This window comes from Bradyrhizobium manausense (assembly GCF_001440035.1).
Taxonomy (GTDB): domain Bacteria; phylum Pseudomonadota; class Alphaproteobacteria; order Rhizobiales; family Xanthobacteraceae; genus Bradyrhizobium; species Bradyrhizobium manausense.
The window spans coordinates 297,439-319,790 of sequence record NZ_LJYG01000112.1 but is presented as its reverse complement, the minus strand read 5'-3'; the positions used below and the strand labels follow the sequence as shown (position 1 = coordinate 319,790).

The 22,352-nt window shown below is 64.1% G+C and carries 20 protein-coding genes and 1 tRNA gene; 16 read left to right on the top strand and 5 right to left on the bottom strand.

What is annotated here, in order from left to right; translation table 11 throughout:
- The first annotated feature begins 31 nt into the window (after window positions 1-31).
- From AOQ71_RS38055 to AOQ71_RS38035, 5 genes are all read left to right on the top strand, one after another.
- Window positions 32-862, top strand: coding sequence for a lytic murein transglycosylase (locus AOQ71_RS38055; RefSeq protein WP_057758282.1), 831 nt, complete (start codon window positions 32-34; stop codon window positions 860-862).
- A 113-nt stretch (window positions 863-975) separates the two neighbouring features.
- Window positions 976-1,197, top strand: a complete 222-nt coding sequence (locus AOQ71_RS38050; protein WP_057758280.1) for a hypothetical protein — start codon at window positions 976-978, stop codon at window positions 1,195-1,197.
- A 12-nt stretch (window positions 1,198-1,209) separates the two neighbouring features.
- Window positions 1,210-1,632 carry a hypothetical protein gene (locus AOQ71_RS38045; protein ID WP_057758277.1) on the top strand — a complete coding sequence of 141 codons (423 nt, stop codon included), beginning with the start codon at window positions 1,210-1,212 and terminating at the stop codon, window positions 1,630-1,632.
- A 387-nt stretch (window positions 1,633-2,019) separates the two neighbouring features.
- The gene (locus AOQ71_RS38040; RefSeq protein WP_057758276.1) at window positions 2,020-2,466 is read left to right on the top strand and encodes a MaoC family dehydratase; all 447 of its coding nucleotides are present in this window, start codon (window positions 2,020-2,022) and stop codon (window positions 2,464-2,466) included.
- 95 nt (window positions 2,467-2,561) lie between these two features.
- Window positions 2,562-3,059 carry a hypothetical protein gene (locus AOQ71_RS38035; RefSeq protein ID WP_057758274.1) on the top strand — a complete coding sequence of 166 codons (498 nt, stop codon included), beginning with the start codon at window positions 2,562-2,564 and terminating at the stop codon, window positions 3,057-3,059.
- Window positions 3,060-3,096: 37 nt separating this feature from the next.
- On the opposite strand, the gene AOQ71_RS38030 is transcribed toward AOQ71_RS38035, so the two are convergent.
- Window positions 3,097-6,309, bottom strand: coding sequence for an efflux RND transporter permease subunit (locus tag AOQ71_RS38030; protein WP_057758272.1), 3,213 nt, complete (start codon window positions 6,307-6,309; stop codon window positions 3,097-3,099).
- A gap of 185 nt (window positions 6,310-6,494) precedes the next feature.
- A complete protein-coding gene (locus tag AOQ71_RS38025; protein ID WP_057758270.1) occupies window positions 6,495-7,736 on the bottom strand; it encodes an efflux RND transporter periplasmic adaptor subunit in 1,242 nt (413 codons plus the stop codon).
- 202 nt (window positions 7,737-7,938) lie between these two features.
- Here AOQ71_RS38025 and AOQ71_RS38020 point away from each other — a divergent pair, with 202 nt between their 5' ends.
- Window positions 7,939-8,541: a TetR/AcrR family transcriptional regulator gene (locus tag AOQ71_RS38020; protein WP_057758268.1), complete on the top strand. Its 603-nt coding sequence runs from the start codon at window positions 7,939-7,941 to the stop codon at window positions 8,539-8,541.
- 657 nt (window positions 8,542-9,198) lie between these two features.
- Here the strand turns inward: AOQ71_RS38020 and AOQ71_RS49280 are convergent.
- On the bottom strand, window positions 9,199-9,339 hold the full coding sequence (locus AOQ71_RS49280) for a hypothetical protein (protein WP_245317363.1): 141 nt from the start codon (window positions 9,337-9,339) through the stop codon (window positions 9,199-9,201).
- A gap of 46 nt (window positions 9,340-9,385) precedes the next feature.
- Between AOQ71_RS49280 and AOQ71_RS38015 the strand changes: the two genes are divergently transcribed.
- Window positions 9,386-10,888: a methyl-accepting chemotaxis protein gene (locus AOQ71_RS38015; RefSeq protein ID WP_245317362.1), complete on the top strand. Its 1,503-nt coding sequence runs from the start codon at window positions 9,386-9,388 to the stop codon at window positions 10,886-10,888.
- 411 nt (window positions 10,889-11,299) lie between these two features.
- On the opposite strand, the gene AOQ71_RS38010 is transcribed toward AOQ71_RS38015, so the two are convergent.
- Together AOQ71_RS38010 and AOQ71_RS38005 are read right to left on the bottom strand one after the other, a co-directional pair.
- Window positions 11,300-12,415, bottom strand: a complete 1,116-nt coding sequence (locus tag AOQ71_RS38010) for an HWE histidine kinase domain-containing protein (RefSeq protein WP_057758264.1) — start codon at window positions 12,413-12,415, stop codon at window positions 11,300-11,302.
- A 119-nt stretch (window positions 12,416-12,534) separates the two neighbouring features.
- Complete coding sequence (locus AOQ71_RS38005; protein ID WP_157083797.1) at window positions 12,535-12,975, bottom strand: helix-turn-helix domain-containing protein; 441 nt, start codon at window positions 12,973-12,975, stop codon at window positions 12,535-12,537.
- A gap of 491 nt (window positions 12,976-13,466) precedes the next feature.
- Between AOQ71_RS38005 and AOQ71_RS38000 the strand changes: the two genes are divergently transcribed.
- From AOQ71_RS38000 to AOQ71_RS37955, 9 genes are all read left to right on the top strand, one after another.
- Window positions 13,467-14,702 (top strand): multidrug effflux MFS transporter, encoded by a 1,236-nt coding sequence (locus AOQ71_RS38000; protein ID WP_057759047.1) that lies wholly within the window; start codon window positions 13,467-13,469, stop codon window positions 14,700-14,702.
- On the top strand, window positions 14,699-16,096 hold the full coding sequence (guaD, locus tag AOQ71_RS37995) for a guanine deaminase (RefSeq protein WP_057758260.1): 1,398 nt from the start codon (window positions 14,699-14,701) through the stop codon (window positions 16,094-16,096). The genes AOQ71_RS38000 and guaD overlap by 4 nt, the downstream gene beginning before the upstream one ends.
- A 10-nt stretch (window positions 16,097-16,106) precedes the next feature.
- Entirely contained in the window at window positions 16,107-17,090 is a 984-nt protein-coding gene (locus AOQ71_RS37990) for an antibiotic biosynthesis monooxygenase (RefSeq protein WP_057758258.1), read from the top strand.
- 48 nt (window positions 17,091-17,138) lie between these two features.
- On the top strand, window positions 17,139-18,044 hold the full coding sequence (gene rnz, locus AOQ71_RS37985) for a ribonuclease Z (protein WP_057758256.1): 906 nt from the start codon (window positions 17,139-17,141) through the stop codon (window positions 18,042-18,044).
- A 119-nt stretch (window positions 18,045-18,163) separates the two neighbouring features.
- The gene (locus tag AOQ71_RS37980) at window positions 18,164-18,367 is read left to right on the top strand and encodes a hypothetical protein (RefSeq protein WP_057758254.1); all 204 of its coding nucleotides are present in this window, start codon (window positions 18,164-18,166) and stop codon (window positions 18,365-18,367) included.
- Between the two features lie 334 nt (window positions 18,368-18,701).
- Complete coding sequence (locus AOQ71_RS37970; protein ID WP_057759045.1) at window positions 18,702-19,622, top strand: dihydrodipicolinate synthase family protein; 921 nt, start codon at window positions 18,702-18,704, stop codon at window positions 19,620-19,622.
- Between the two features lie 22 nt (window positions 19,623-19,644).
- A complete protein-coding gene (locus tag AOQ71_RS37965; RefSeq protein ID WP_057759042.1) occupies window positions 19,645-20,751 on the top strand; it encodes a four-carbon acid sugar kinase family protein in 1,107 nt (368 codons plus the stop codon).
- Complete coding sequence (pdxA, locus tag AOQ71_RS37960; protein ID WP_057758250.1) at window positions 20,748-21,773, top strand: 4-hydroxythreonine-4-phosphate dehydrogenase PdxA; 1,026 nt, start codon at window positions 20,748-20,750, stop codon at window positions 21,771-21,773. The genes AOQ71_RS37965 and pdxA overlap by 4 nt, the downstream gene beginning before the upstream one ends.
- 270 nt (window positions 21,774-22,043) lie before the next feature.
- Window positions 22,044-22,117: transfer RNA gene (locus tag AOQ71_RS37955), tRNA-Gln, on the top strand.
- The last annotated feature ends 235 nt before the right edge of the window (window positions 22,118-22,352 follow it).

Genomic DNA, 22,352 nt, shown 5'->3' with positions numbered 1-22,352 from the left:
TCGCGCAAATCTGAAAGAAGGAAGCGCAGGAATGACTGAGGGCAGGACCGTTGCGACGGCGTTGATCGGCGCGGCCGCGCTGCTGTTGTCCCTGGTGTTGTTTTTGGCTCCCTCGGCCATGGCTGCGCAATGCGGCAACGGGCCCGGCGGTTTCGAGGCCTGGAAGCGCGAGTTCAGCGCGGAAGCGCAGGGCAAGGGCATCGGCCAGACCGCGATCGCGGCGCTGATGCAGACCAATTACGCCAGCGCCACCATCAATGCCGACCGTAGCCAGCACAGTTTTTCGCTGTCCCTCGACCAGTTCCTGGCCAAGCGCGGCGCCACCACCATCGTGGCGCGCGGCCGGTCTCTGAAGCAATCCCAGGCGGCGATGTTCGCCTCGATCGAGCAGCGTTACGGCGTGCCGCCGGGACCGCTGATCGCGATCTGGGGCATGGAAACCGGCTTCGGCAGCCAGCGCGGCAACCAGAACATGCTGTCGTCGATCGCAACGCTGGCCTATGACTGCCGTCGCCCCGAATTCTTCACCGAGCAGCTCTATGCGGCGCTGAAGCTGGTCGACCGCGGTGTGCTATCAGGGGCGACCCGCGGCTCCATGCATGGCGAGGTCGGCCAGACCCAGTTCATGCCCAAGAACATCCTGGCCTATGGCACCGGCAATCTCGACGTCGCCGCCAACGCGCTGAGCTCGACGGCGAACTTCCTCAAGGCCAATGGCTGGCGTGCGGGAGCCGGTTACCAGCCGGGCGAGCCGAATTTCGCCGCCATCCAGGCCTGGAATGCGGCCGGCGTCTACCAAAAGGCCATTGCGCTGATGGGCCGGCAGATCGACGGGGGTGGCGGGACGGCGTCGGTGCGTTGAGTTGCTCCGCAAGGCGTGACTGGACGTCTCAGAGAGAAAGTTGTTGTTTTCAGGAACTGACGGCATGAGGTTTGCTTTGATCAAGTTCAGGGCTGGGCATGAGGAGACTCAACATGGCTACCCAGATCGTGATGGATCAGACTGGCGATACACGCCACGAGTTTGATCCCGAAAATGCCGAAGCGTTGGCGCAGGCCGAACAACGCTTTCGGGAATTGACCGGTGCGGGCTTTACCGCCGCGTATCGGACCGGCCCCGGCGAAGTTACGCGTATCAAATCGTTCGACCCGACCGCGCACGAAACGCTGTTCTATCCCCGCCTGGTCGGCGGTTGATCTGAACGGTCCATGATCGCGGTCTTCAGACTCCGCGCGCCCGCGCGGGCGCGGTTGCACGCGCTCCGCGAGCTCTACCGGCGCTTCTTCGGCGAGAACACGCCCGAGGCGCGGGGGAGGCGGTTATTGGCTGAATGGCTCTCCGACGAGCAGCGCGCTCAGTTCGAGCAATACCGGCATTTCGACGTCATCGGCTGCGATAGCGGCAAGCGCTATCGCATCCACTACGGCACGGCCGCCAACGTCCACGAGGTCGATGCGTCAGGCAATGCAACGATGGGGTGGTGCTTCGTCCCGTCAGGCTTCCTGGTGCCCGGCGACGTCATGCTGGCGCAGAAGATCGCGCTCGAGACGGACGAAAAGGGGGCGCTGGCGCTCGCCAACCGGTTTCCGCCGGCGACGCATTCAGAGCACTTCTACCGGCGGCCGTTCTAACTGCGCCGCCACTGTTGGCTAGAAGTGGGTGGTGCGATAGGCGTCCACCGCGTGCGCTGCGAAGACGGCGATGCTGCACAGGGCGAGGACAACGGAGATGAACTCGATCATATGTCGTCCTCCCCAAGCGGCTGCGCGACGAGGTGCTGGCAGCAGGCATATTCGCTGATCAGGTCGAGGAAGAATTGCATGGCGCACGTCCCTGTATGATTTTGACAACTAGATAAGCGGCTGTCTGTTTCAGGCGTGTTTCGTCGAGATAGGAAAGGGGTTTCGCGGGGAACCGGGACCTATCCTGCGGGCGGCCGAACCGCTACATCCCCTGAACGATCCACCTTTTGGTCGTGTGCATTGCGCGCGCGGCATGTCACATTTCGAGGCAAGATCATGGCTCAGGTCGCCTGGTTCGACGATCTCACCGTCGGGATGCGCTTCAGATCCCCAGAGGTCGTGGTCAGCGAAGCCGACATCAAGCGGTTCGCCGCCGAGTTCGACCCGCAGCCGATGCATCTCGATCACGAAGCCGCCAAGGACACCCTGTTCAAGGGCCTGGCTGCCTCGGGTTGGCACACCGCGGCGATCGCCATGAATCTGGCGATCCAGACCCGGCCCTTCGGCCCGCACCCGCTGATCGGCGCCGGCGTCGACGGCTTGCGCTGGACCATCCCAGTGCGGCCCAACGACCGGCTGCATCTGGTCGGCGAGGTCATGAGCCTGACGCCGTCGAAGTCGAAGCCGCAGGGCATCGCCATGGTGAAGTGGACGATGTTCAATCAGAACGGCGAGGAGGTTTACACCTTCACCCCGATCGCGATCGTGCCAAGGCGAACGTAGCCGGCCCGCCTTCGCCGGCGGCCGCGTCGAGCCGGCCCTTGCGGCCTTCCGGCAGAGGTGGTCAGCTTGGTGCGGGGAAACGCTGGAGGGCTGACATGACAAGATTCTGCCTTGCCGCTGGACTGTTCGCCGCGGCCTTGATCGCGGGGCCCGCGGTCGCGCAACAATCCAAGGTCGGCGACTGGACCATCGAGAAGCGAACCCAGGACACCCATTGCAACGCGAGCCGCGGCTACAAGGACAAGGACGACGAGAACCGCGACTACGTCATCGTCATCACCTATTCGGACAAGGCCATCGTGATCGTGATGATCTATGATGGCTGGGAGTGGGACAAGGTCGGCGAGATCCTGCGTGCCGACGTCGGCACCGACGACGCCGACATCATGGCGAAGGCGAAATGGGAGGTCATGGACAAGACCACCGTGCGCGGCATCTTCGAGTACGATCAGTCCATCATGGACCGCCTGTCGAAAGCCAAGCGTCTGACGCTGGACTTCGAGGACGATGACGACGACAGCATCGAGATGCAGATCCCGCGCGCCGGCGAGGCGCTCGCCGCGCTGAAGTTTTGCGAGGAGAACCGGAAATAGATCGAGGCGCGATCTGGTTGTCCGGTCCCATCAGGCTTTAGTGCCCGGGATTGGCGACCGAGCCCTGTACCGAGCCCTGCACCGGTGCCGCGCTGATGTCGCTGCCGTGATGTACCAGCGGCTTCATGCCGGTGACGGTCCGCAGCTGCACATAGAACACCGGCGTCAGGAACAGGCCGAACACGGTGACGCCGATCATGCCGGAGAACACGGCAACGCCCATCGCGCGCCGCATCTCGGAACCGGCGCCGGTCGAGAGCACCAGCGGCAGCACGCCCATGATGAACGCCATCGACGTCATCAGGATCGGACGCAGGCGCAGCCGGCTCGCTTCGATCGCGGCCCGGATCGGCGTGCGGCCGGCGAATTCAAGCTCGCGGGCGAATTCGACGATCAGGATCGCGTTCTTGGCGGAGAGTCCCACCAGCACGATGAGGCCGATCTGGGTGAAGACGTTGTTGTCACCTTTGGAGAGCCAGACGCCGAACATCGCAGCCAACAGGCCCATCGGCACGATCATGATGATCGAGAGCGGCAAAGTGAGGCTCTCATAAAGCGCGGCCAGCACCAGGAACACCAGCAGGATCGCCAGCGGGAACACCCAGAGCCCGGAATTGCCGGCGATGAACTCCTGATAGGTCAGGTCGGTCCATTCGAAGGCAAAGCCGGGTGGCAGCACCTCCGCCGCGATGCGCGTCGCCGCTTCCTGCGCCTGGCCTGAGGAGTAACCGGGCGCAGCGGCGGCGTTGATGTCGGACGACAGGAAGCCGTTATAGCGGATCGCGCGCTCCGGACCCGCGCTCTGGCGGATCGTCAGCAGAGCCGACAGCGGTACCATGTCGCCGGAGGACGAGCGCACCTTCAACTGCCTGATATCGTCGGCACGGGCACGGAACGGCGCGTCGGCCTGGACCCGGACTGAATAGGTGCGGCCAAACTTGTTGAAGTCGTTGACGTAGTAGGAGCCGAGGTAAATCTGCAGCGTGTTGAACACCTCGGTCACGGGCACGCCCAGTTGCAGCGCCTTGGTGCGGTCGATATCGGCGAACAGCTGGGGCACGTTGACCTGGAAGCTCGAGAACACGCCGGCGATCTCCGGCGCCTTCTGCATCGCCGCCATGAACGCCTTGGTCGCCTCGTTCAGCGCGTCATAGCCCAAACCAGCACGATCTTCGATCTGCAGCTTGAAGCCGCCGATGGTGCCGAGGCCGTTGACCGGCGGCGGCGGGAATATGGCGATGAAGGCTTCCTGGATGCCGGCATATTTCTTGTTCAGCTCGGCGGCGAGCGCAGGGCCGCTCAGCGAGGGATCCTTGCGCTCGTCGAACGGTTTCAGCGTCGAGAACACGATGCCGGCGTTGGAGGAGTTGGTGAAGCCGGAGATCGACAGGCCCGGGAAGGCAACCGAGCTCTCGACGCCGGGCTGGGTCAGCGCGATGTCGCTCATCTTGCGGATCACCTCTTCGGTGCGGTCGAGCGTGGCGCCATCGGGCAGGCGCGAGAAGCCGACCAGATATTGCTTGTCCTGGCCCGGCACGAAGCCACCAGGCACCTGCTGGAACAGGAAAGCGGTGACGCCGACGAGGACGACGTAGAGACCCATCACCGCGGCCTTGCCCGAGATCACCTTGGTCACCGTGCCGCTATAGCTGTTCGAGGAGTAGGTGAAGGCCCGGTTGAAGCGGCGGAAGAACCAGCCAAAACCCTTTTCGAGAATGATCGTCAGCCGATCCTTCGGCTCGTCGTGGCCCTTGAGCAACAGCGCCGACAGCGCCGGCGACAAGGTCAGCGAGTTGATCGCCGAGATCACGGTCGAGATCGCGATCGTCAGCGCGAACTGCTTGTAGAACTGTCCCGTCAGGCCGGAGATGAAGGCGAGCGGCACGAACACCGCGATCAGCACCATCGCGATCGCGATGATCGGCCCCGAGACCTCGCGCATCGCCTGATAGGTCGCATCGCGCGGCGATAGTCCGGCCTCGATGTTGCGCTCGACATTCTCGACCACGACGATGGCGTCGTCGACGACGATGCCGATCGCGAGCACGAGGCCGAACAGGCTGAGCGCGTTGATGGAGAAGCCGAACACGTGCATCACCGCGAAGGTGCCGACGATCGACACCGGCACGGCCAGCAGCGGGATGATCGAGGCGCGCCAAGTCTGCAGGAACAGGATCACGACCAGCACCACCAGCGCGATCGCCTCCAGCAGCGTATGGATCACGGCCTCGATCGAGGAGCGCACGAACTGGGTGGGATCGTAGACGATCTGGTAGGACACGCCCTCCGGCATGTTCTTCTTGATCTCCGCCATGGTGGCACGGACGTGATCGGAAATCTGCAGCGCGTTGGAGCCGGGCGCCTGGAAGATCGGGATCGCCACCGCCTGCTTGTTGTCGAGCAGCGAGCGCAGGCCGTATTCGGAGGCTCCCAGCTCGATGCGCGCGACGTCACGCAGGCGCACGACTTCGCCGCGCGTGCCTGTCTTGACCACGATGTCGCCGAACTGCTCTTCGTTGGCGAGCCGCCCCTCCGCATTGACGGAGAGCTGCAGGTCGATACCCCTGACGTTCGGCGATGAGCCGACCACGCCGGCGGCGGCCTCGACGTTCTGCGCCTGGATCGCCTTGACGATGTCGCTGGCGGTCAGGCCGTGCTCGGCCGCCTTCTGCGGATCGACCCAGACCCGCATCGAATAGTCGCCGGCGCCATAGAGCTGGACGTCGCCGACGCCGTCGATCCGCGCCAGGCGGTCCTTGACGTTCAGCACCGCGTAGTTGCGCAAATAGGTCATGTCGTAGCGGTTGTTCGGCGACAACAGATGCACGACCATGGTGAGGTCGGGCGACGACTTCTTGGTGATGATTCCGAGCTGGCGCACCACGGCCGGCAGGCGCGGCTCGGCCTGCTGCACCCGGTTCTGAACCAGCTGCGTCGCCTTGTCGGGGTCGGTGCCGAGGCGGAACGTCACCGTCAGCGTCATCGCGCCGTCAGTGGTGGCCTGGCTCGACATGTAGAGCATGCCTTCGACGCCGTTGATCTGCTCCTCGATCGGCGTCGCCACCGTTTCCGCGATCACCTTGGGATTGGCGCCGGGATAGGTCGCCCGCACCAGGACGGAGGGCGGCACCACGTCAGGGTATTCCGAGATCGGCATCGCGAACAGCGAGATCAGCCCGGCGAGGAAGATCAGCACCGACAGCACGCCGGCGAAGATCGGACGATCGATGAAGAACTTTGAGAGATTCATGGCTTCGCCCCTGGGCAATATCCTGCGGTTCTCCGACAGCTCTCCCCGTCATTCCGGGGCGCGGGCGAAGCCCGCGAACCCGGAATCCAGAGGTGATGTGATCGGAGTTCAGTAACTTCTAGATTCTCAGGTGCGCAATTGCGCACCATAGTTCGCGCTGCGCGCGCCCCGGAATGTCGGCAAGACTAGCGTTGCACCACGTTCTGGTTGCTGTGGTTGGAAGCTTGCTGCCCGCGCGCACCCATCGCCGCCACTTCCGTCTTGAGGAGGGCGCCCGGACGCACGCGTTGCAGACCGTTGACGACGATGCGATCGCCGGTCTTGAGCCCCGCGGTGACGATGCGCAGGCCGTCGACCGCGCCGCCGAGCGTGATCGGCCGATACACTGCGCGGCTGTCATCGCCTACAGCCATCACGAACTTCTTGTCCTGGTCGGTGCCGATCGCGCGTTCGTCGATCATCACCAGGGTCTGCTGCATCGGCTGGCCCATCCGCACGCGGGCGAACTGGCCGGGGATCAGACGCCCGTCGTCGTTCTGGAAGACCGCGCGGACGCGGATGGTGCCGCTCTGGCCGTTGACCTGGTTGTCGATGAGCTGGATGTGGCCCTTGGCCGAAAGGCCGCCTGACGTCGTCATCTCCACCGGGATCTGGTCGAGATTGCCGCGCTTGCCGCTGCCATCCGCGATCGAATTCAGCGCCCGCAGCACGACCTCTTCATCCGCATCGAACGAGGCGTAGATCGGATTGACCGAGACCAGCGAGGTCAGGATGGGAGAGGCGGTGCCGGCCGCGACGAGATTGCCGACGGTGACCTCGATCTTGCCGACGCGGCCGTCAACAGGCGCGCGCACCTCGGTGTAGTCGAGATTGAGCTTTGCGGTCTGCAGCGTCGCCTCGGCCGCCTTGACGTTGGCGATGGCCTCGCGATTGGCGTTGTCGCGCTGGTCGTAGTCGCGCCGCGTCACCACGGCGTTGCCGACCAGCTGCGCGCCGCGTTCGAGCTCGCTCTGGGTGAAGACGACGCGCGCCTTCGCGGCTTCGAGCTGTGCGGCAGCCTTGTCGACCTCGGCGGCATAAGGCGCCGGATCAATCTTGAAGAGAACGTCGCCGGCCTTCACCAGCGCGCCTTCGGTGAAATTGGTCGACAGGATCGCACCGGCAACGCGCGGCCGCAGCTCGACGCGCTGGATCGCCTCGAGCCGGCCGGAGAAATCGTCCCACAGCACGGTCTGCTTCGGCTCGATCAGAGCGACCGTCACCGGCACGGCCTGTTCGGCCGCGGCCGCCGTTGCGGTGGCCTGGGCCGAACGGAAGTAGTGGCCGGTCGCGATCGAGCCGGCCACGGCGAGGGCGCCCACAACAGCGGCGCCACCGAGAAGACGGCGGATGCGGCCGGGACGAGAGACTTTTGGGGTGGGGGGCATTTGCGCGCTCCAGATATGTAGTGTTCACTACAGATGTGGAGCTGGATATCGCAGCGCAAGATACTTATGTACCGTTCGCTAAGAAAATTGTAGCCGCTTACCGCAAGAATGGGAAGGCGGAAAAGAAAAGAAAGATAGAACAATTAGATAGGAGCTGGCGTTAAGATCGAGGGACGGCGCCGAATCCGAGGAGATCAGTGACATGGGCATGGGACGCCCCCGCGAATTCGACGCTGACGTCGCGTTGGACCGGGCGATGGAAGTATTTTGGCGCCACGGCTATGAAGGCGCCACGATTGCCCAGCTCACGGAGGCCATGGGGATCAACCCGCCGAGCCTGTATGCCTGTTTCGGCAACAAGGAAGGCCTGCTCAAGGCCGCGCTCGACCGCTACACCAAATTGCGCGGCGCCTGGATGGACGAGGTGGTGTCCGCACCGACTGCCCGCGAGGTCGCCGAGCGGATGCTGATGGGCATCGCCGAGAAGCAGACCGATCCCGCCAATCCGCCCGGCTGCCTGCTCGTGCAAGGCGGCATCGCCTGCGGCACTGGCTCCGAGAACGTCCCCTTCGAGCTTGCCGCGCGCAGAGCCCAGAACGAAGACCAGCTCCGCGAGCGTTTCATCCGCGCCAAGGCGGAGGGCGACCTGAAGCCGGCATCCGATCCCGCCGCGCTCGCGCGCTATGTGTCGGCCGTCTCGGTCGGCATGGGCGTGATGGCATCGTCGGGCTCCGACCGCGACGCGCTGCGTCAGGTGGCGAGCGTAGCGGTGCAGGCCGTCGAGGCGCAGTCGGAGCGGGACTAGGCTACTCCGCCGTCGGTAGGGGGCGGCCTCGCGATGAGCAGGCGTTGGGCATTGGGATCGCCCGTTCAGGATCGTCGCGGACGTCAGTCTTTGCCTCAGGTCGATGATCGGCATCCGTAAACGCCCGGGTTCCAAGCGTAAGGGTTTGGTTGCGATTGCGAAGTACCGTGCCCCGGGGGAGTGGCCCATCGGTCCCTTCCACAGCCAAATCGCGCGATTTTGCCCTGGTGCTACGATGTCAGATCCTTCCTCTCCACCGGACTCATCCGTCAGTCGACATAAGGGCATCAGCCTGCGATGGCGGTTGCTGGCCGGCAATCTGATCACGAGCCTTCTCGCGGTGGCTTTTGCGGCAGCAATCGCCTGGAACGGATGGGGCGATCTCCGCAAGAGCGAAGCCGCGGCGCGCGCGCTGTCCGCATTCGAGCTGGTGATGAAGGCCAACAGCCGGATCCCGGCCGAACGCTCCGCCTGGTTCGCGGTCATGGGTTTGACCGATGCTACCACGCCCGAGAACCTGTCCGCTCTGGACAAGGCACTCGCCGCCACGGACGAAGCGATCGGTGCCGCAAAGCAGGCCATTCGCGCGGCTGAGCTGCCGGCGGGATCGATCGAAGCCGCCGAAACAGCCTTGCAGAATACGCGCAATGTCGCGCGTCAGGCGGCGATGCAGCCCAAGGCGCAGCGCCCCGCCAACAGCCAGTCGGCCATCGTCGACGGTCTGGCCCGCGCGGTCGATGCGCTCACGGCGGCGACAAGCGAAGCCTTGATCAGCCTGTCGCGCGTCGGAAGCGACATCGAAAATCTGCTGCCGTCGGCGGAGCTCGCACAAAGAGCGCAAGCCATGCGCGCGATCAACGGCTCCCGTGCGGCGCTCCTCGGCCTTCTGGTCCGTAAGCAGCCCATGTCCGCGGCACAGATCGTCGAAGCGACCGAGCTGAGCGGCCAGGTCGCGCTGATCTGGAAGCAGATCGAGCAAGGTGTGCACAACGCCGGAGATGCGCCTGAGCTCGTGAACGCCATCAAGCCGGTGCGCACGACACTGATGGATGAAGGCGAGCCACGGTTTCGCGACGTCGCCGCGGCCGCGCGCGAGGGGCGTCCTTCCCCGGTCGGCGAGGCCGACTGGGGGACCGTCCTGAACAGCGTGCTGGGTCTGCGCGACGCCGCCTTGAGCTTTGCCCACAGGGCCAATGACGCAGCGATCGCGCAGGCGCAGACCCGGCTCGTCTGGGCGCTTGCGGCTCTCTTCGTCGTGTTCGCCACCTCGCTCGCAGTCGTCGTCGCGGTGATGCGCCAGGTCATCCGCCCGCTGACTCGACTGACGGGCGCGACGCTGCGGCTTGCCGACCGCGATCTCGATGTCGCAATTCCGGACGGACATCGCGGCGACGAGATCGGTACCATGGCGAACGCGCTCCAGATCTTCAAGGATGCGCTGATCGCGAAAAAACTCGCGGACGAGGCAGTCGCGCGTGACGCCGAAGCGCAGATCGCGCGCAGCCGCCGCGTCGAGACCATCACGCGCAATTTCGAGGCCATGGTCGGCGAGATCGTGAACACGGTTTCGTCCGCGGCGACCGAACTCGAGGCTTCCGCCGGTACACTGAACACCACGGCCGATCGGTCGAAGGTGCTGTCGATGGCGGTCGCAGACGCCTCAAATGAAGCCTCCGCCAACGTGCAGTCGGTAGCCTCCGCCACCGAGGAACTGACCTCCTCGGTCCACGAGATCAGCCGCCAGGTCCAGGACTCCGCACGCATCGCCGGAGACGCGGTTGACCAGGCTAGCCGCACCAATGAACGCGTCAGCGAATTGTCGCAGGCCGCGGGTCGGATCGGTGACGTCGTGGAACTGATCGACTCGATCGCCAGCCAAACCAATCTGCTGGCGCTGAACGCCACCATCGAGGCGGCGCGCGCCGGCGATAGCGGCCGCGGCTTTGCCGTGGTCGCCTCCGAGGTGAAAGCGCTGGCGCAGCAGACGGCGAAAGCAACCGAGGAAATCCGTCAACAGATTACCAGCGTCCAGTCCGCGACACAGGAATCGGTCGGCGCGATCAGGGAGATCAGCGGCACGATCGAGAAGCTGTCGGAAATCTCCTCGGCCATCGCTGCCGCCGTCGAAGAGCAAGGCGCGGCCACGCAGGAAATCGCCCGCAACGTGCAGCAGGCGGCGAACGGCACCCAGCAGGTCTCCGCAAACGTCACCGACGTCCGGCACGGCGCGAGCGAGACCGGCTCGGCCTCCTCGCATGTGTTGGCCACCGCCCAGTTGCTCGCCGCAGACTCCGGCCGGCTCAAGCTCGAGGTCGGGAAGTTCCTGGAAGACATGCGCGCGGCGTAACCGCATTTGTTGGTGCTTGGGCCAACAATTGAACGAAACAGCGTTCAAGCTGCGCCATCGCGAAGGGCTTTTGGAGCCGTGGGCGCTCTCGGAATTGCTCTGGCACTCCCTCCGCTCCGACGCCGCTGGCGAATGCGAATGGGATGTTGCGATTTGCGAGAGCGTTCGCCACAGGCTCGATGCTGTCCCGACCTAGCCACACGTCCAGGACCGCCATATCGAAGACAGCACTGTTCGCGTGATCCAGCGCCGAGGATAAGTCCCCAGCTTCGGCTGCAACCGCGTGGCCAAGCTCCGTCACCATGTCCGCGACCAGCATCCGGATGAGCACTTCATCCTCCACCAAAAACACCGAAGCCATGGGCTGTACCTTTCAGCTAATGCCGTATGATCCGTGTTGCGGCAGGCGGCTCAACGCTTTTGAGCTGAGATATCCAGACGCCGCTGCGTCGTTGCAAATGCGGGATCCGTCGCCGAACCGATGGGCTGCGACCCGGGCCAGAACCTTTCTATCGTCTTCCAGAATTTGCGCCCGTGACTAGATTGCACCCGTGCCAGCACCGAGTGAAGCGGCACCTGCAGTCCGTAGACCAGCCCTTCGGGACGAAACGCGGCTTCGACACGGCAGGCGAATCGATTTGCCATCGTATCGAGGATGGAACTACCGAAACCTTTGCGCCTTGGCGCCGAGACGGCCGGTCCTCCGCTCTCAGTCCAGACAAATCGGAACAGCTCTCCCTTCTCGTCCTGCAGGATCGAGCCTTTGATCGCGACCCGGCCCGCCGGTTGTGATAGCGCCCCATGCTTGACGGCGTTCGTCGCCAGTTCGTGGATTATAAGCGCGAAGCTTTGAGCAGCCGGCGTATCCAGAATGAGGTCGCATCCAGCGCAATCGAACTGGTTTGCGAAGCTCATGAGTTCTTCCGATACGATCTGGTCGAGTGGCGCTCCGGTCCAGCCACTGTCGGCCAGCATCCCGTGAGTGCGCGCCAACGATCTCAATCGCGTTTCGAGGGCTTGCCTCGCAGCTCCGACCGATGCGCTTTCCATCAGCGTTCGAGAAGCCATCCCTTGCACGACGGCGAACAGATTGCGCGAACGATGTCGCAATTCGCCGAACAGAAAGCGCTGATGCTCGTCATGATGCAGGATGCTGGCCATCATTCCGGAAACCAGGACGACGTGAATCATTCCGAATGTGCCAAACATCAGGAGCGGCCACGTTGCTCCCTCCGCGAGTGCGAAACTGAAAGCCGGCGGAAGGAAGAGGATCGACCCAGTAACAAGGGATGCAGCCAGCGTCACGATACCGGGCCAAAAACCACCGAGCAGAGAGACACAGAGCACCGGTACGCCGTAGGCCGTAAACGGCGATGCGGTCGAGAGCTGGTGATGCAGGCCCAGACGCAAGAGTGTGGCAGCGGTGATCAAGCCGAGCGCCAGGCCATAGACCCGCAGCGGGCTATTGCGATGGCGACGGATCCAGGCGAGCAGGTTGGGTCTGTCGAACGCATGCGCGAACAGCATCGGCCGGCTCCGTTCTGCCGCCGATCTGCGACGACGTCCAAAGAATCAAGTGAAGGAGAATTCGAGCCAGCCACTCGCTGTGCCGGACCCACAAGTCATCGACTCGGGCTCACCTCAAGTCAATCCGGCAAAGTGTCCAAAACGGTCAACTCCGCTCGTGCCTTCTCGATAAGTCCTCGGATCCGCCGATAGCTTTTCAACCCAAGGAGAGAGTTAAGCGCCAGCTCATCCATGTAGTACTTCTTGCCCTGCCGTTGAACCAGGCCCCAGCTTTGCAGCTGCTCAAGCCTTCTGATGACGGTCGTGCGGGGGACATGCATAAAGGCGGCTATCTTGGTGACCGAGAAGGGTTTCTGCTCGAACTGTCCGAGAGCAACGCAAAGACCTATGAAGAAGGTCTCCAATCTGGTCCCAAACGGCTCGTTCTTGGGCGCGTAAGTCCCGTGGAGGCTCCGCATGATCTCGATCATGAGACGGCAGAGCACCAGTCGCTGCCGCGCCATTCTGATCGCATGCGGGCGAGTGCCCGATCTGGCTCGTTCAAACCTGACTTCGTCCAACCCGCGCCTCCACGGGGATTGCTCCCGGGCGTTCATCAGGCCCGGCACCGCCGTTATTATACCCCACACCCGAATTCGGCGAAAGCGATGCGGCTCCTCGCGACGTCCGGGGCGCGCCGCGTTCGCAACGGCGATGGCTTCCGAACAGTTAATGGTTCGGAGCGATTGCGGATTCGCGACTGGAGATTATGCCATCGCGCGCCTGTTTTGCCCGACGTGTCAAGCCTCCCGGCGTCAGCGCGGCGCGCGGCGCGAGACGCGAAATTCGCCAATGATTTGTACTGTGCATGGGGTTGTTTTCGCGTTTTCGACCGGGCGTCCTCACGCCGCAAGGCGCCCGAACAACGGCTGCGCGCATCGAAACCGGACCTCTAAGAATTTCTACATAAAGTTGTGACACGGTCCCGCGCGTCAAGACCCGCAACCCGCATCGTCGCGTCTCATTGCGCGCACGAAAGACGGTGCCCGCGGGCACTGTGGGGGCGTTGTTCATGACTGCACTTGCTTCGGACGCCGGTCGCGCCAAGCGGGGGATCGTGCCGATCCTGCTGTGCGTCGTGCCGTTCAGCCAGATTCCGCTCGATGCCTATACGCCGGGCCTGCCGCAGATGGTGGTGGATCTGGCGACCGACTCCGCGTCGATGCAGAACACCGTCACCGCTTATATGCTCGGCATGAGCCTCGCGCTGGTGCCTGTCGGCATTGCCTCCGATACGCTCGGGCGTCGCAACGTCCTGCTCGCGGGTCTTTCGATGCTCATCGCCATGAGCGTCGCCTGTGCCATGGCCACCAGCGCCTCGCTGCTGCTGGGCTTGCGTTTCCTGCAAGGCATCGGCGGCTGCACCTGCCTCGTGGTCGCCTATGCGGTTGCCGCCGACTGCTATCGCGGCCGTGAGCTGACCGCGATCTCCGGTCTGCTTGGCGCCGCCTGGGGGCTCGCACCCGTGCTTGCGCCGGCGGCCGGCGGCTTCATCGTCGACCTCACATCCTGGCGCGGTGTCTTCATCGTCATCGCCATCGCCGCAAGCACCGTCGCCATGATCGTCGTGTTCCTCCTGCCCGAGACGCTGCCAGCCGAACGACGGGCGCCATTCGATCCGCGCCGCACCGCGGGCATCCTGCGCGATGCGCTGCTGCGTCCGGGCTTCCTCGCCTTCGTGCTGGTCTTCGCTGCGGCCGCCAGCGCGCAGTTGGCGTTCGGCGTCGTCGCGCCGTTCTTCTATCAGACAGGGCTCGGTTACTCCGCGGCCATCTACGGCCTCGTCGCGCTCGGCCTTGGCGGCGTCAATCTCGCCGGCGAACTCGGCTGCGCGCATTTCGCGCAGCTTTTGCCGGCCCGGCTGCTCGGCTTCGGCGCCTTCGCGCTGTTTGTTGCCGGCGCCGGCGTCCTGACCGGAACAGGCATGACGCTCGGCCTCGACTTCGTGTCGATCACACTGGGCGGCGCGCTGGTGCTCGGCGGCTGCGGCGTGCTGTGCCCGATGATGTACGGCATGGGGCTCGGCCTGTTCGAGCGGGACCATGGCCTGATCGGCGGCCTCATCAGCGCGCTTTGCTATCTCGCCGTCAGCGGCGCCATGGCGATCGCGGCGGTGTTGCCCGAAGAGACACAGGCGCCGATCGGACTGCTCTATCTCGGCCTCTGCGCCATCGCTGGCGTGCTGCTCGCGATCTCGTTGCCCGCGGCGCGCCAGGCCACCCAGACACAAGAAGGAATCACGTCATGACCACAGTGGGTATTCGCGGCACGTTCTTCGACTTCGTCGACGATCCCTGGAAGCACGTCGGCAACGAGCAGGCCGCAGCGCGCTTCCATCAGGACGGCCTCATGGTCGTCACCGACGGCATCATCAAGGCGTTCGGGCCCTACGAGAAGATCGCGGCCGCGCATCCGGGCGTCGAGATCACCGACATCAAGGACCGCATCATCGTCCCCGGCTTCATCGACGGTCATATCCATTTGCCGCAGACCCGCGTGTTAGGCGCCTATGGCGAGCAGCTGCTGCCCTGGCTGCAGAAGTGGGTCTATCCGGAAGAGCTCAAGTACCGCGATCGCAACTACGCGCGCGAGGGCGTGAAGCGTTTCCTCGACGCGCTGCTGGCGTCCGGCACCACCACCTGCCAGGCCTTCACCAGCTCCTCGCCGGTCTCGACCGAAGAGCTGTTCGAGGAAGCGGCTCGCCGCAACATGCGCGTTATCGCCGGCCTCACCGGGATCGATCGCAACGCACCCGCCGATTTCATCGATACTCCCGAGAATTTCTATCGCGACAGCAAGCGGCTGATCGCCCAGTACCACAACAAGGGCCGCAACCTCTATGCCATCACGCCGCGCTTTGCTTTCGGCGCCTCGCCGGAGCTGCTGAAGGCGTGCCAGCGCCTCAAGCACGAGCATCCCGACTGCTGGGTCAATACCCACATCTCCGAGAACCCGGCCGAGTGCACTGGGGTGCTGGTCGAGCATCCGGACTGCCAGGACTATCTCGGCGTCTACGAGAAGTTCGATCTGGTCGGCCCAAAATTCTCCGGCGGCCACGGCGTCTACCTCTCGAACAACGAGTTCCGCCGCATGTCGAAGAAGGGGGCGGCGGTAGTGTTCTGCCCGTGCTCGAACCTGTTTCTCGGCAGCGGCCTGTTCCGCCTCGGCCGCGCCACCGATCCGGAGCATCGCGTGAAAATGTCGTTCGGCACCGACGTCGGCGGCGGCAACCGCTTCTCGATGATCTCCGTGTTAGATGACGCCTACAAGGTCGGTATGTGCAACAACACGCTGCTCGATGGCAGCATTGATCCGGCGCGAAAGGATCTTGCCGAAGCCGAGCGCAACAAGCTCTCGCCCTATCGTGGCTTCTGGTCGATCACGCTCGGCGGGGCGGAAGGTCTCTATATCGACGACAGGCTCGGCAATTTCGAGCCGGGCAAGGAGGCCGATTTCGTCGCACTCGATCCCAACGGCGGGCAAATCGCGCAAGCCTGGCACCAGTCGCTGATCGCCGACGGCGCCGGTCCGCGCACGATGGACGAGGCCGCGAGCATGCTGTTCGCCGTCATGATGGTCGGTGACGATCGCTGCGTCGACGAGACCTGGGTGATGGGCAAGCGTCTCTACAAGAAGAGCTGAAACGGACGCGATGAACGGATCACCCGACAAGGCCGGTCAGGCGGTCGCACTCGTCATCCAGCGCCGGATCGCCGACGATGGCTTTGCCGCCTTCGCCCGATGGAACGGCGAGGTGGGCGAGGTGCTCAAGGCATGGCCCGGCTTTCTCGGCCAGGAGGTGGTTCCGCCACAGCCGCCGGCGCATGTCGACTGGGTGACGATCGTGCGTTTTGCGAGCCCGGCCGCGGCGCGCGCCTGGCTTCAGAGCGAGGTGCGGGCGAAGCTGATCGCGGAGGTGCAGCGCTACTTCGTCGGTTCGGAGGATGTCCATATCCTGCCCGATACCGGCGTCGAGCGCGACAGCGCCGTCTCCGCCGTCATTTCCTTCAAGGTGCCAGCTGGGTTGGAGGACGCCTTCCTCAAATGGCAGCAGCGCATTCAGGCCGCAGAAGCCGAGTTCAAGGGATTCCTCCGCCACAAGATCGAGCGGCCGATTCCGGGCCTGCACGATGAGTGGATCATCATCCTGTCGTTCGACAGCGATGCGAACCTCAGCGCCTGGCTGGACTCGCCCTTGCGGCAGACGCTGCTGAAAGAGGGTGCGCGCTTCAACGCCGGCATGAGCGTGAAGAGGGCAAGCTACGGCTTCAATTTCTGGTTCCCGGCCGGCAAGGCCCAGGCCCCCGAGCAAAGTTTGAACCTGATCTGGAAGAGCAACCTCATCGTCCTCTTGGTGCTCTATCCCGTGGTCTATCTCTGGGGCACTTTCATCAGCCATCCGCTGATCGACAGCCATGGGGTGCCGATCTGGCTGTCGCTCTTCGTCGGCAATCTCGTCAGCACTCAGCTGCTCGGCTGGTGGCTCGTGCCTACTGCGTTCAAGTCGCTCGATTGGTGGATCGCGCCGAAGGCCGCGTTTGGCCGTCAGATTGCGGGCTACGCACTGCTTGCTGCACTCTATGCCGCATCAATGGGGCTATACGCACTGCTGCTCACGTGGCATTGGGGACGGTGAGGCCGTCTGGGGGCGGGCCTCGGCCGATCCGCTGGACAACTGACCACCATGTTCGCCCTGACATTCCTTGGCACCTCCGCAAGCGTTCCGTCTGCTGAACGCAATCATCCGGCGCTCCTGCTCGAGGCCGCGGGCACGCGCATGCTGATCGATTGCGGGGAGGGAACGCAGCGCCAGTTGCTGCGAAGTGGCGCCGGCTTTCGGCGGCTCGATCGCATTCTTCTCACGCATGGACATCTCGATCACGTGCTGGGCATCCCCGGTCTCTTCTCGACGATGGGGCTTCGGCAGACTTCCGACGTGATGACCATCCATGGCGGGCCCGCAACGCTCGATATCGTGATCCGCATGCTTGCAGGCCTGTGGGGCGCGGGAAGGGCGCCGATAGCACTGGAGTTTGTGCCCCTGTCGGAAGGGCAGGTCATCAACGCAGGCGACTTCAGCATCGACTGCTTTCCGGTCCGCCATCGCGACACCGACAGTTTTGGCTTCTCATTCCAGAGTCCGGCGCGCCGTCATCTGTTGTCTGATCGTCTCTCAGCACTTGGTGTGCCCGATGGACCCATGCGCGGTGAGCTGGCCGCAGGTCGGCCGATCGTCGTTGAAGGCGGCCGGACGATTGACCCGGAGGATGTTCTGGGGCCGCCAAGCGGCGGCAAGAAGCTGGTCGTGATCGGCGACACCGAGACCACCGAGGGTCTTTCGACGCAGGTCGCGGCTGCCGATCTGCTCGTGATCGAGGCGACGTTCCTGCACAAGGATGCTGCGACGGCGCGAGATTACGGCCACCTCACGGCAGCAGAGGCGGCGCGGTTCGCGGCTGCCAACAACGTCCGGCAGCTCGTTCTGACCCATCTGTCGGGTCGTTATGGGGACGACGAGATCCTGGCCGAAGCTGCAAGGATCTTCCCGAGCGTCAGGATCGCCGCTGATCTGGATCGTATCACTGTTTAGGCAGTGCGTTGCACGGTCGTTAATCTTACCTGTCAAGGTTGACGCGACTTCATTCCCGCAGCTGCGCGCCAGCGCGGTATTTTCGCGAGATCAGAAATCAGGTTGTATTGAGAGTATTGATGTCGCGTTCCGTTGAACTGATCGTCGAGGGCTATGTGAGGCTGAACGATCGCCGTGCGCTCGAAGGTATTTTGACGCATCGCCAGGACCTCCTGCGGCAATTGGTGACCGTGACCGGTGTCGACCCGAAGCAGGCCATCGCGCAGGTCAGCGAGGAAATCAGCATCATCGAAGCCGGGCTTGCGACGCTCGTCCCGGAATAGCGGCCGCCAGGACCGCATCCCGCGATCATCGCAATAGTTCCGGCCCGATGGCGAGATCCTGCACCGGGCCCGGCAGCCGCATCAGCTGCAGCGGCGCCTGCTCGCGGAAGGGTCGGCATGTCGTACGCATCACGTCCACGGTGACGATGAGCGCTTCGCCGCCTTGTTCTCGACCTTGGCCGTGCCCGAATGCCCTGCCATGACGGCCGCGGCCGTTGACGCCGCGGCGGCCGGCTCTTACCAACGGATCAGATCACGGATGTTCGCATTTCGAGCAACGTCGATCCAACGATCGGAGGAAGCTTTGTCGACATCATCGCTGCAACCCAACTCCGTGCACTCACAGTCCTTGCATCCGCATGGCGTTTTCTCCGCCGCGCTGACGCCGCTCGACGCCGAGCTCGCGCCTGATCACGCGCGCTTCATCGCGCATTGCCGCTATCTGCTGGAAGAAGGCTGCGACGCCATCGCGATGCTCGGCACGACGGGGGAGGCGAACTCCTTCTCGGTCTCCGAGCGGACCGCATTGTTGCAGGCCGTGATCGCTGGCGGCATCAAGCCCAACCAGTTGCTGCCGGGCACCGGCGTCGCGGCCTTCACCGAGACTGTTGCGTTGACGCGCCACGCGCTGTCGGTCGGCGTCGAGACCGTGGTGATGCTGCCGCCGTTCTATTACAAGAACGTCAGCGACGACGGCGTCTATGCCGCCTACAGCGAGATCATCCAGCGCATCGCCAATCCCAGGCTCAGGATCGTGCTCTATCACATCCCGCAGATGTCGATGCAGCCGATCTCGCATGCGCTGATCGAGCGGCTGCGCAAGGACTATCCGTCGACCATCGTCGGCATCAAGGATTCCTCGGGCGACTTCGCCAACATGACCGCGATGGTCGAGCGTTTCCCGGGCTTTGCGGTGCTGACGGGCGCCGACCCGCTGCTGCTGCCGCTGCTGCGCAAGGGCGGCGCGGGCTGCATCACCGCGACCTCGAACCTCGTCGCCCGCGACCTTGCCTATGTCTTCAAGCATTTCCGCGACAGCGACGGCGATGCAAGCCTCGCTGCAGCGCAGGCGCGCATCGTCAAGGCGCGCGAGCTGGTCTCGCGCTTCGCGCAGATGCCGTCGCTGAAGGCGCTGATGGCCGAGCGCACAGGTCACGCCGGCTGGCAGCGGCTGCGGCCGCCGCTTGAGACCTTGCCGGCTGCTCAAGTGAAAGAATTGCTCGCGAGTGCCGCAGCATTCGCGAAAGCCGCTTAGAGGCTAACGACAAGGCATGGCGATGACGCGCGCCCGTATGCTGGCCGACGATCTGACCGGCGCGCTCGACACCGCGGCGGAGTTCGTCGGCCTGTGCGGGCCGTTCGACGTGATCTGGTCGGAGGCGTTCGCTGCGTCAGTCTCGCGGAGCCTGGCCATTGACAGCGGCACTCGCGAGCGTTCGAAGACCGAGAGTGTCGAGATCGTCACTCGGCTGGCGCCGCTGCTTCAGGACGGCGATATCGCCTACAAGAAAGTCGACAGCCTGCTTCGTGGTGCGTGGGCGGCCGAACTCGGCGCTTGCCTGAACACCGGCCATTGGGCGTCTTGCGTGGTCGCACCTGCTTTCGACTATCAGGGACGCCGCACAGTCGATGGCCAGCAATATGCGCTTACCGTGCAGGGCGACTGGCATCGCGTTGGCGACAATCTGCTGGACCAGCTAAGGCAGGAGGGCATCGCGGCGCAGCGGGGTTGTTCCGACACGCTGTCACAGGGCGGTGTTCAGGTCTTCGACGCTGAGAGCGACCTCGATCTCGACCGCGTCGCCGAGATGGGGCGACGCCTGCCGGGACCTGTGCTCTGGTGCGGCAGCGGCGGTTTGGCCGGTGCGCTTGCGCGCAGTCATCGCGCCGATGCTTCGCCTGAGCTTAAGAGGCCCGTGCTCGGATTGTTCGGCTCGGATCAAGCCGCAACCGCAGCACAGCTTGCAGCGTGCGGTGAGGCGACAATTTCGTTGGCCCAAAGTGAAAGCAGCATGCGCGTTCAGCGCAAACTCGAAGACGGCGGCGTGGCCTTTGTGAAATTCGCGCTTCCCGATGACCTGTCGCGCGCCGAGGCCGCGCAACGGATCGCTCGCGAATTGACGGCGCTCACCGCCGCCCTCGATCCGCCGGGAACCCTGATCGTTGCCGGCGGCGAGACGTTGAAGGTCGTATGCGTTGCGCTCGGTGCGCATGCGCTTCAGGTTACGGGTCGCATCGTGCCCGGCCTGCCCCGCTCGACGCTGCAGGGTGGCCGCTGGGCCGGCGTCGATGTCATCTCGAAATCCGGCGCATTCGGCGCGCGCGAGTTGTGGCGCGATCTGCTGCGGGACAATCATTTGCTCAACTTGGAGAGTCCGACATGACCTCTCGTCACCTCGCCGTCACCATGGGCGATCCCGCCGGAATCGGGCCGGAGATCATCGTCAAGGCCTGCGTCGGATTGAAAGAACGGATTGCCAGAGGCGATCTCCGCCTGCTCATCATCGGCAGCGGCGCGGCGCTGGATGGCGCGAAGGCTGCGCTCGGTGCCAACGTTGCGATCCCGGAAGTCACCGCCGACGATCGCGACTGGCCCAATCTATGCTACCTGCAAGCCGACGCCGAAGGCGATCCGATCAAGCCGGGCGTGCTCAGTGCCGATGGCGGCCGCTTTGCCTATAAGGCGATCGAGCAGGGCGTCCGGCTGACGCAGTCCGGCCGCACCGCGGCGATCGTCACGGCGCCCCTGAACAAGGAAGCGCTCAACAAGGCCGGCTACCACTTCCCGGGCCATACCGAGATGCTGGCGCATCTCACCGGCGTGCGCGGCTCGGTGATGTTGCTCGCCCATGGCAACATGCGCGTCAGCCATGTCTCGACCCATGTGGCGCTGGAGGACGTGCCGAAGCGTCTGACCCCGGAGCGACTGCGCATGGTGATTGATCTCACCAATGACGCGCTGCGCCGGCTCGGCATTGCAAAGCCCAAGATCGCGATCGCCGCGCTCAATCCGCATGCCGGCGAGGGCGGTCTTTTCGGCCGGCAGGATATCGACATTTCCGCGCCGACGATCGCCAAAGCCGTCGCCGATGGTCTGGACGTCGTCGGCCCCGTGCCGGGCGACACCATCTTCGTCAAGCTGCGCGCCGGCCAGTTCGATGCAGCGGTCGCGATGTATCACGACCAGGGGCACATTCCCGTAAAACTGCTCGGCTTCCAAGTCGATCCCACGACCGGTCGCTGGCAGGAACTCTCAGGCGTCAACATTACGCTGGGCCTGCCGATCATCCGCACCTCGGTCGATCACGGCACCGCTTTCGACATTGCCGGCAGGGGCATCGCCAACGAGCACAGCCTGATCGAGGCCATTGATTATGCCGAGCGTCTTGCCGCCGGCGCTTCCTGAAGCGCGATGATGATTGCTCCTAATCTCATCGCGTTCTAGCCGTCGCCGCCGCGCGCGAGCGACGGCGGCGGCGGCGAATCCGCCGAACTCGCGTTCGATCAATCCGGCAAGTGCGAATCGTCGTGCGATCCCCCAGATGCACAGCCGCGCTTGCCAGCCTATGGCTGAGCAGGTAGAAGGCTGCACGCCTGAGCCGCGATTTGCGCAAACCGCGCTGCCGGCCACAGTCGGACAAATCAGTAAGACGTTGAATTTGTTCGGCTATTCCGTTGGGGAATGGTGTAACGGTAGCACAACAGACTCTGACTCTGTTTGTCTTGGTTCGAATCCAGGTTCCCCAGCCAAGCGTCAGATTCCCGACCGGGATCGTCCATTGATCCGCCGAGCGCGAACGCGGTCACCATCCTCGTCCGACAATCTCTGTTCAGCAACGCATCGTGTTGGGAACGACCAGCGCCATGGCCGTTCGCATTCGCATAGCTGCGATCTTCACCCGCCGCGCAAATACGGCTCGTGAAATAATGCGTCCGCGCGACACGTAATGATTTGAAAAAGCGCGTGAACGTCTTCGTCGTTACT

Bases quoted from the DNA above. Each gene is read 5' to 3' on its own strand.
- AOQ71_RS37965 (WP_057759042.1), top strand. From the start codon at position 19,645: ATGACGCGCGCCCGTATGCTGGCCGACGATCTGACCGGCGCGCTCGAC.
- guaD (WP_057758260.1), top strand. From the start codon at position 14,699: ATGACCACAGTGGGTATTCGCGGCACGTTCTTCGACTTCGTCGACGAT.
- AOQ71_RS38015 (WP_245317362.1), top strand. From the start codon at position 9,386: ATGCGCGCGATCAACGGCTCCCGTGCGGCGCTCCTCGGCCTTCTGGTC.
- AOQ71_RS38000 (WP_057759047.1), top strand. From the start codon at position 13,467: ATGACTGCACTTGCTTCGGACGCCGGTCGCGCCAAGCGGGGGATCGTG.
- AOQ71_RS49280 (WP_245317363.1), bottom strand. From the start codon at position 9,339: ATGTCGCTTCCGACGCGCGACAGGCTGATCAAGGCTTCGCTTGTCGCC.
- AOQ71_RS38045 (WP_057758277.1), top strand. From the start codon at position 1,210: ATGATCGCGGTCTTCAGACTCCGCGCGCCCGCGCGGGCGCGGTTGCAC.
- AOQ71_RS38050 (WP_057758280.1), top strand. From the start codon at position 976: ATGGCTACCCAGATCGTGATGGATCAGACTGGCGATACACGCCACGAG.
- rnz (WP_057758256.1), top strand. From the start codon at position 17,139: ATGTTCGCCCTGACATTCCTTGGCACCTCCGCAAGCGTTCCGTCTGCT.
- AOQ71_RS38020 (WP_057758268.1), top strand. From the start codon at position 7,939: ATGGGCATGGGACGCCCCCGCGAATTCGACGCTGACGTCGCGTTGGAC.
- AOQ71_RS37980 (WP_057758254.1), top strand. From the start codon at position 18,164: ATGTCGCGTTCCGTTGAACTGATCGTCGAGGGCTATGTGAGGCTGAAC.
- AOQ71_RS38025 (WP_057758270.1), bottom strand. From the start codon at position 7,736: ATGCCCCCCACCCCAAAAGTCTCTCGTCCCGGCCGCATCCGCCGTCTT.
- AOQ71_RS38010 (WP_057758264.1), bottom strand. From the start codon at position 12,415: ATGCTGTTCGCGCATGCGTTCGACAGACCCAACCTGCTCGCCTGGATC.
- pdxA (WP_057758250.1), top strand. From the start codon at position 20,748: ATGACCTCTCGTCACCTCGCCGTCACCATGGGCGATCCCGCCGGAATC.
- AOQ71_RS38035 (WP_057758274.1), top strand. From the start codon at position 2,562: ATGACAAGATTCTGCCTTGCCGCTGGACTGTTCGCCGCGGCCTTGATC.
- AOQ71_RS38040 (WP_057758276.1), top strand. From the start codon at position 2,020: ATGGCTCAGGTCGCCTGGTTCGACGATCTCACCGTCGGGATGCGCTTC.
- AOQ71_RS38030 (WP_057758272.1), bottom strand. From the start codon at position 6,309: ATGAATCTCTCAAAGTTCTTCATCGATCGTCCGATCTTCGCCGGCGTG.
- AOQ71_RS38055 (WP_057758282.1), top strand. From the start codon at position 32: ATGACTGAGGGCAGGACCGTTGCGACGGCGTTGATCGGCGCGGCCGCG.
- AOQ71_RS37990 (WP_057758258.1), top strand. From the start codon at position 16,107: ATGAACGGATCACCCGACAAGGCCGGTCAGGCGGTCGCACTCGTCATC.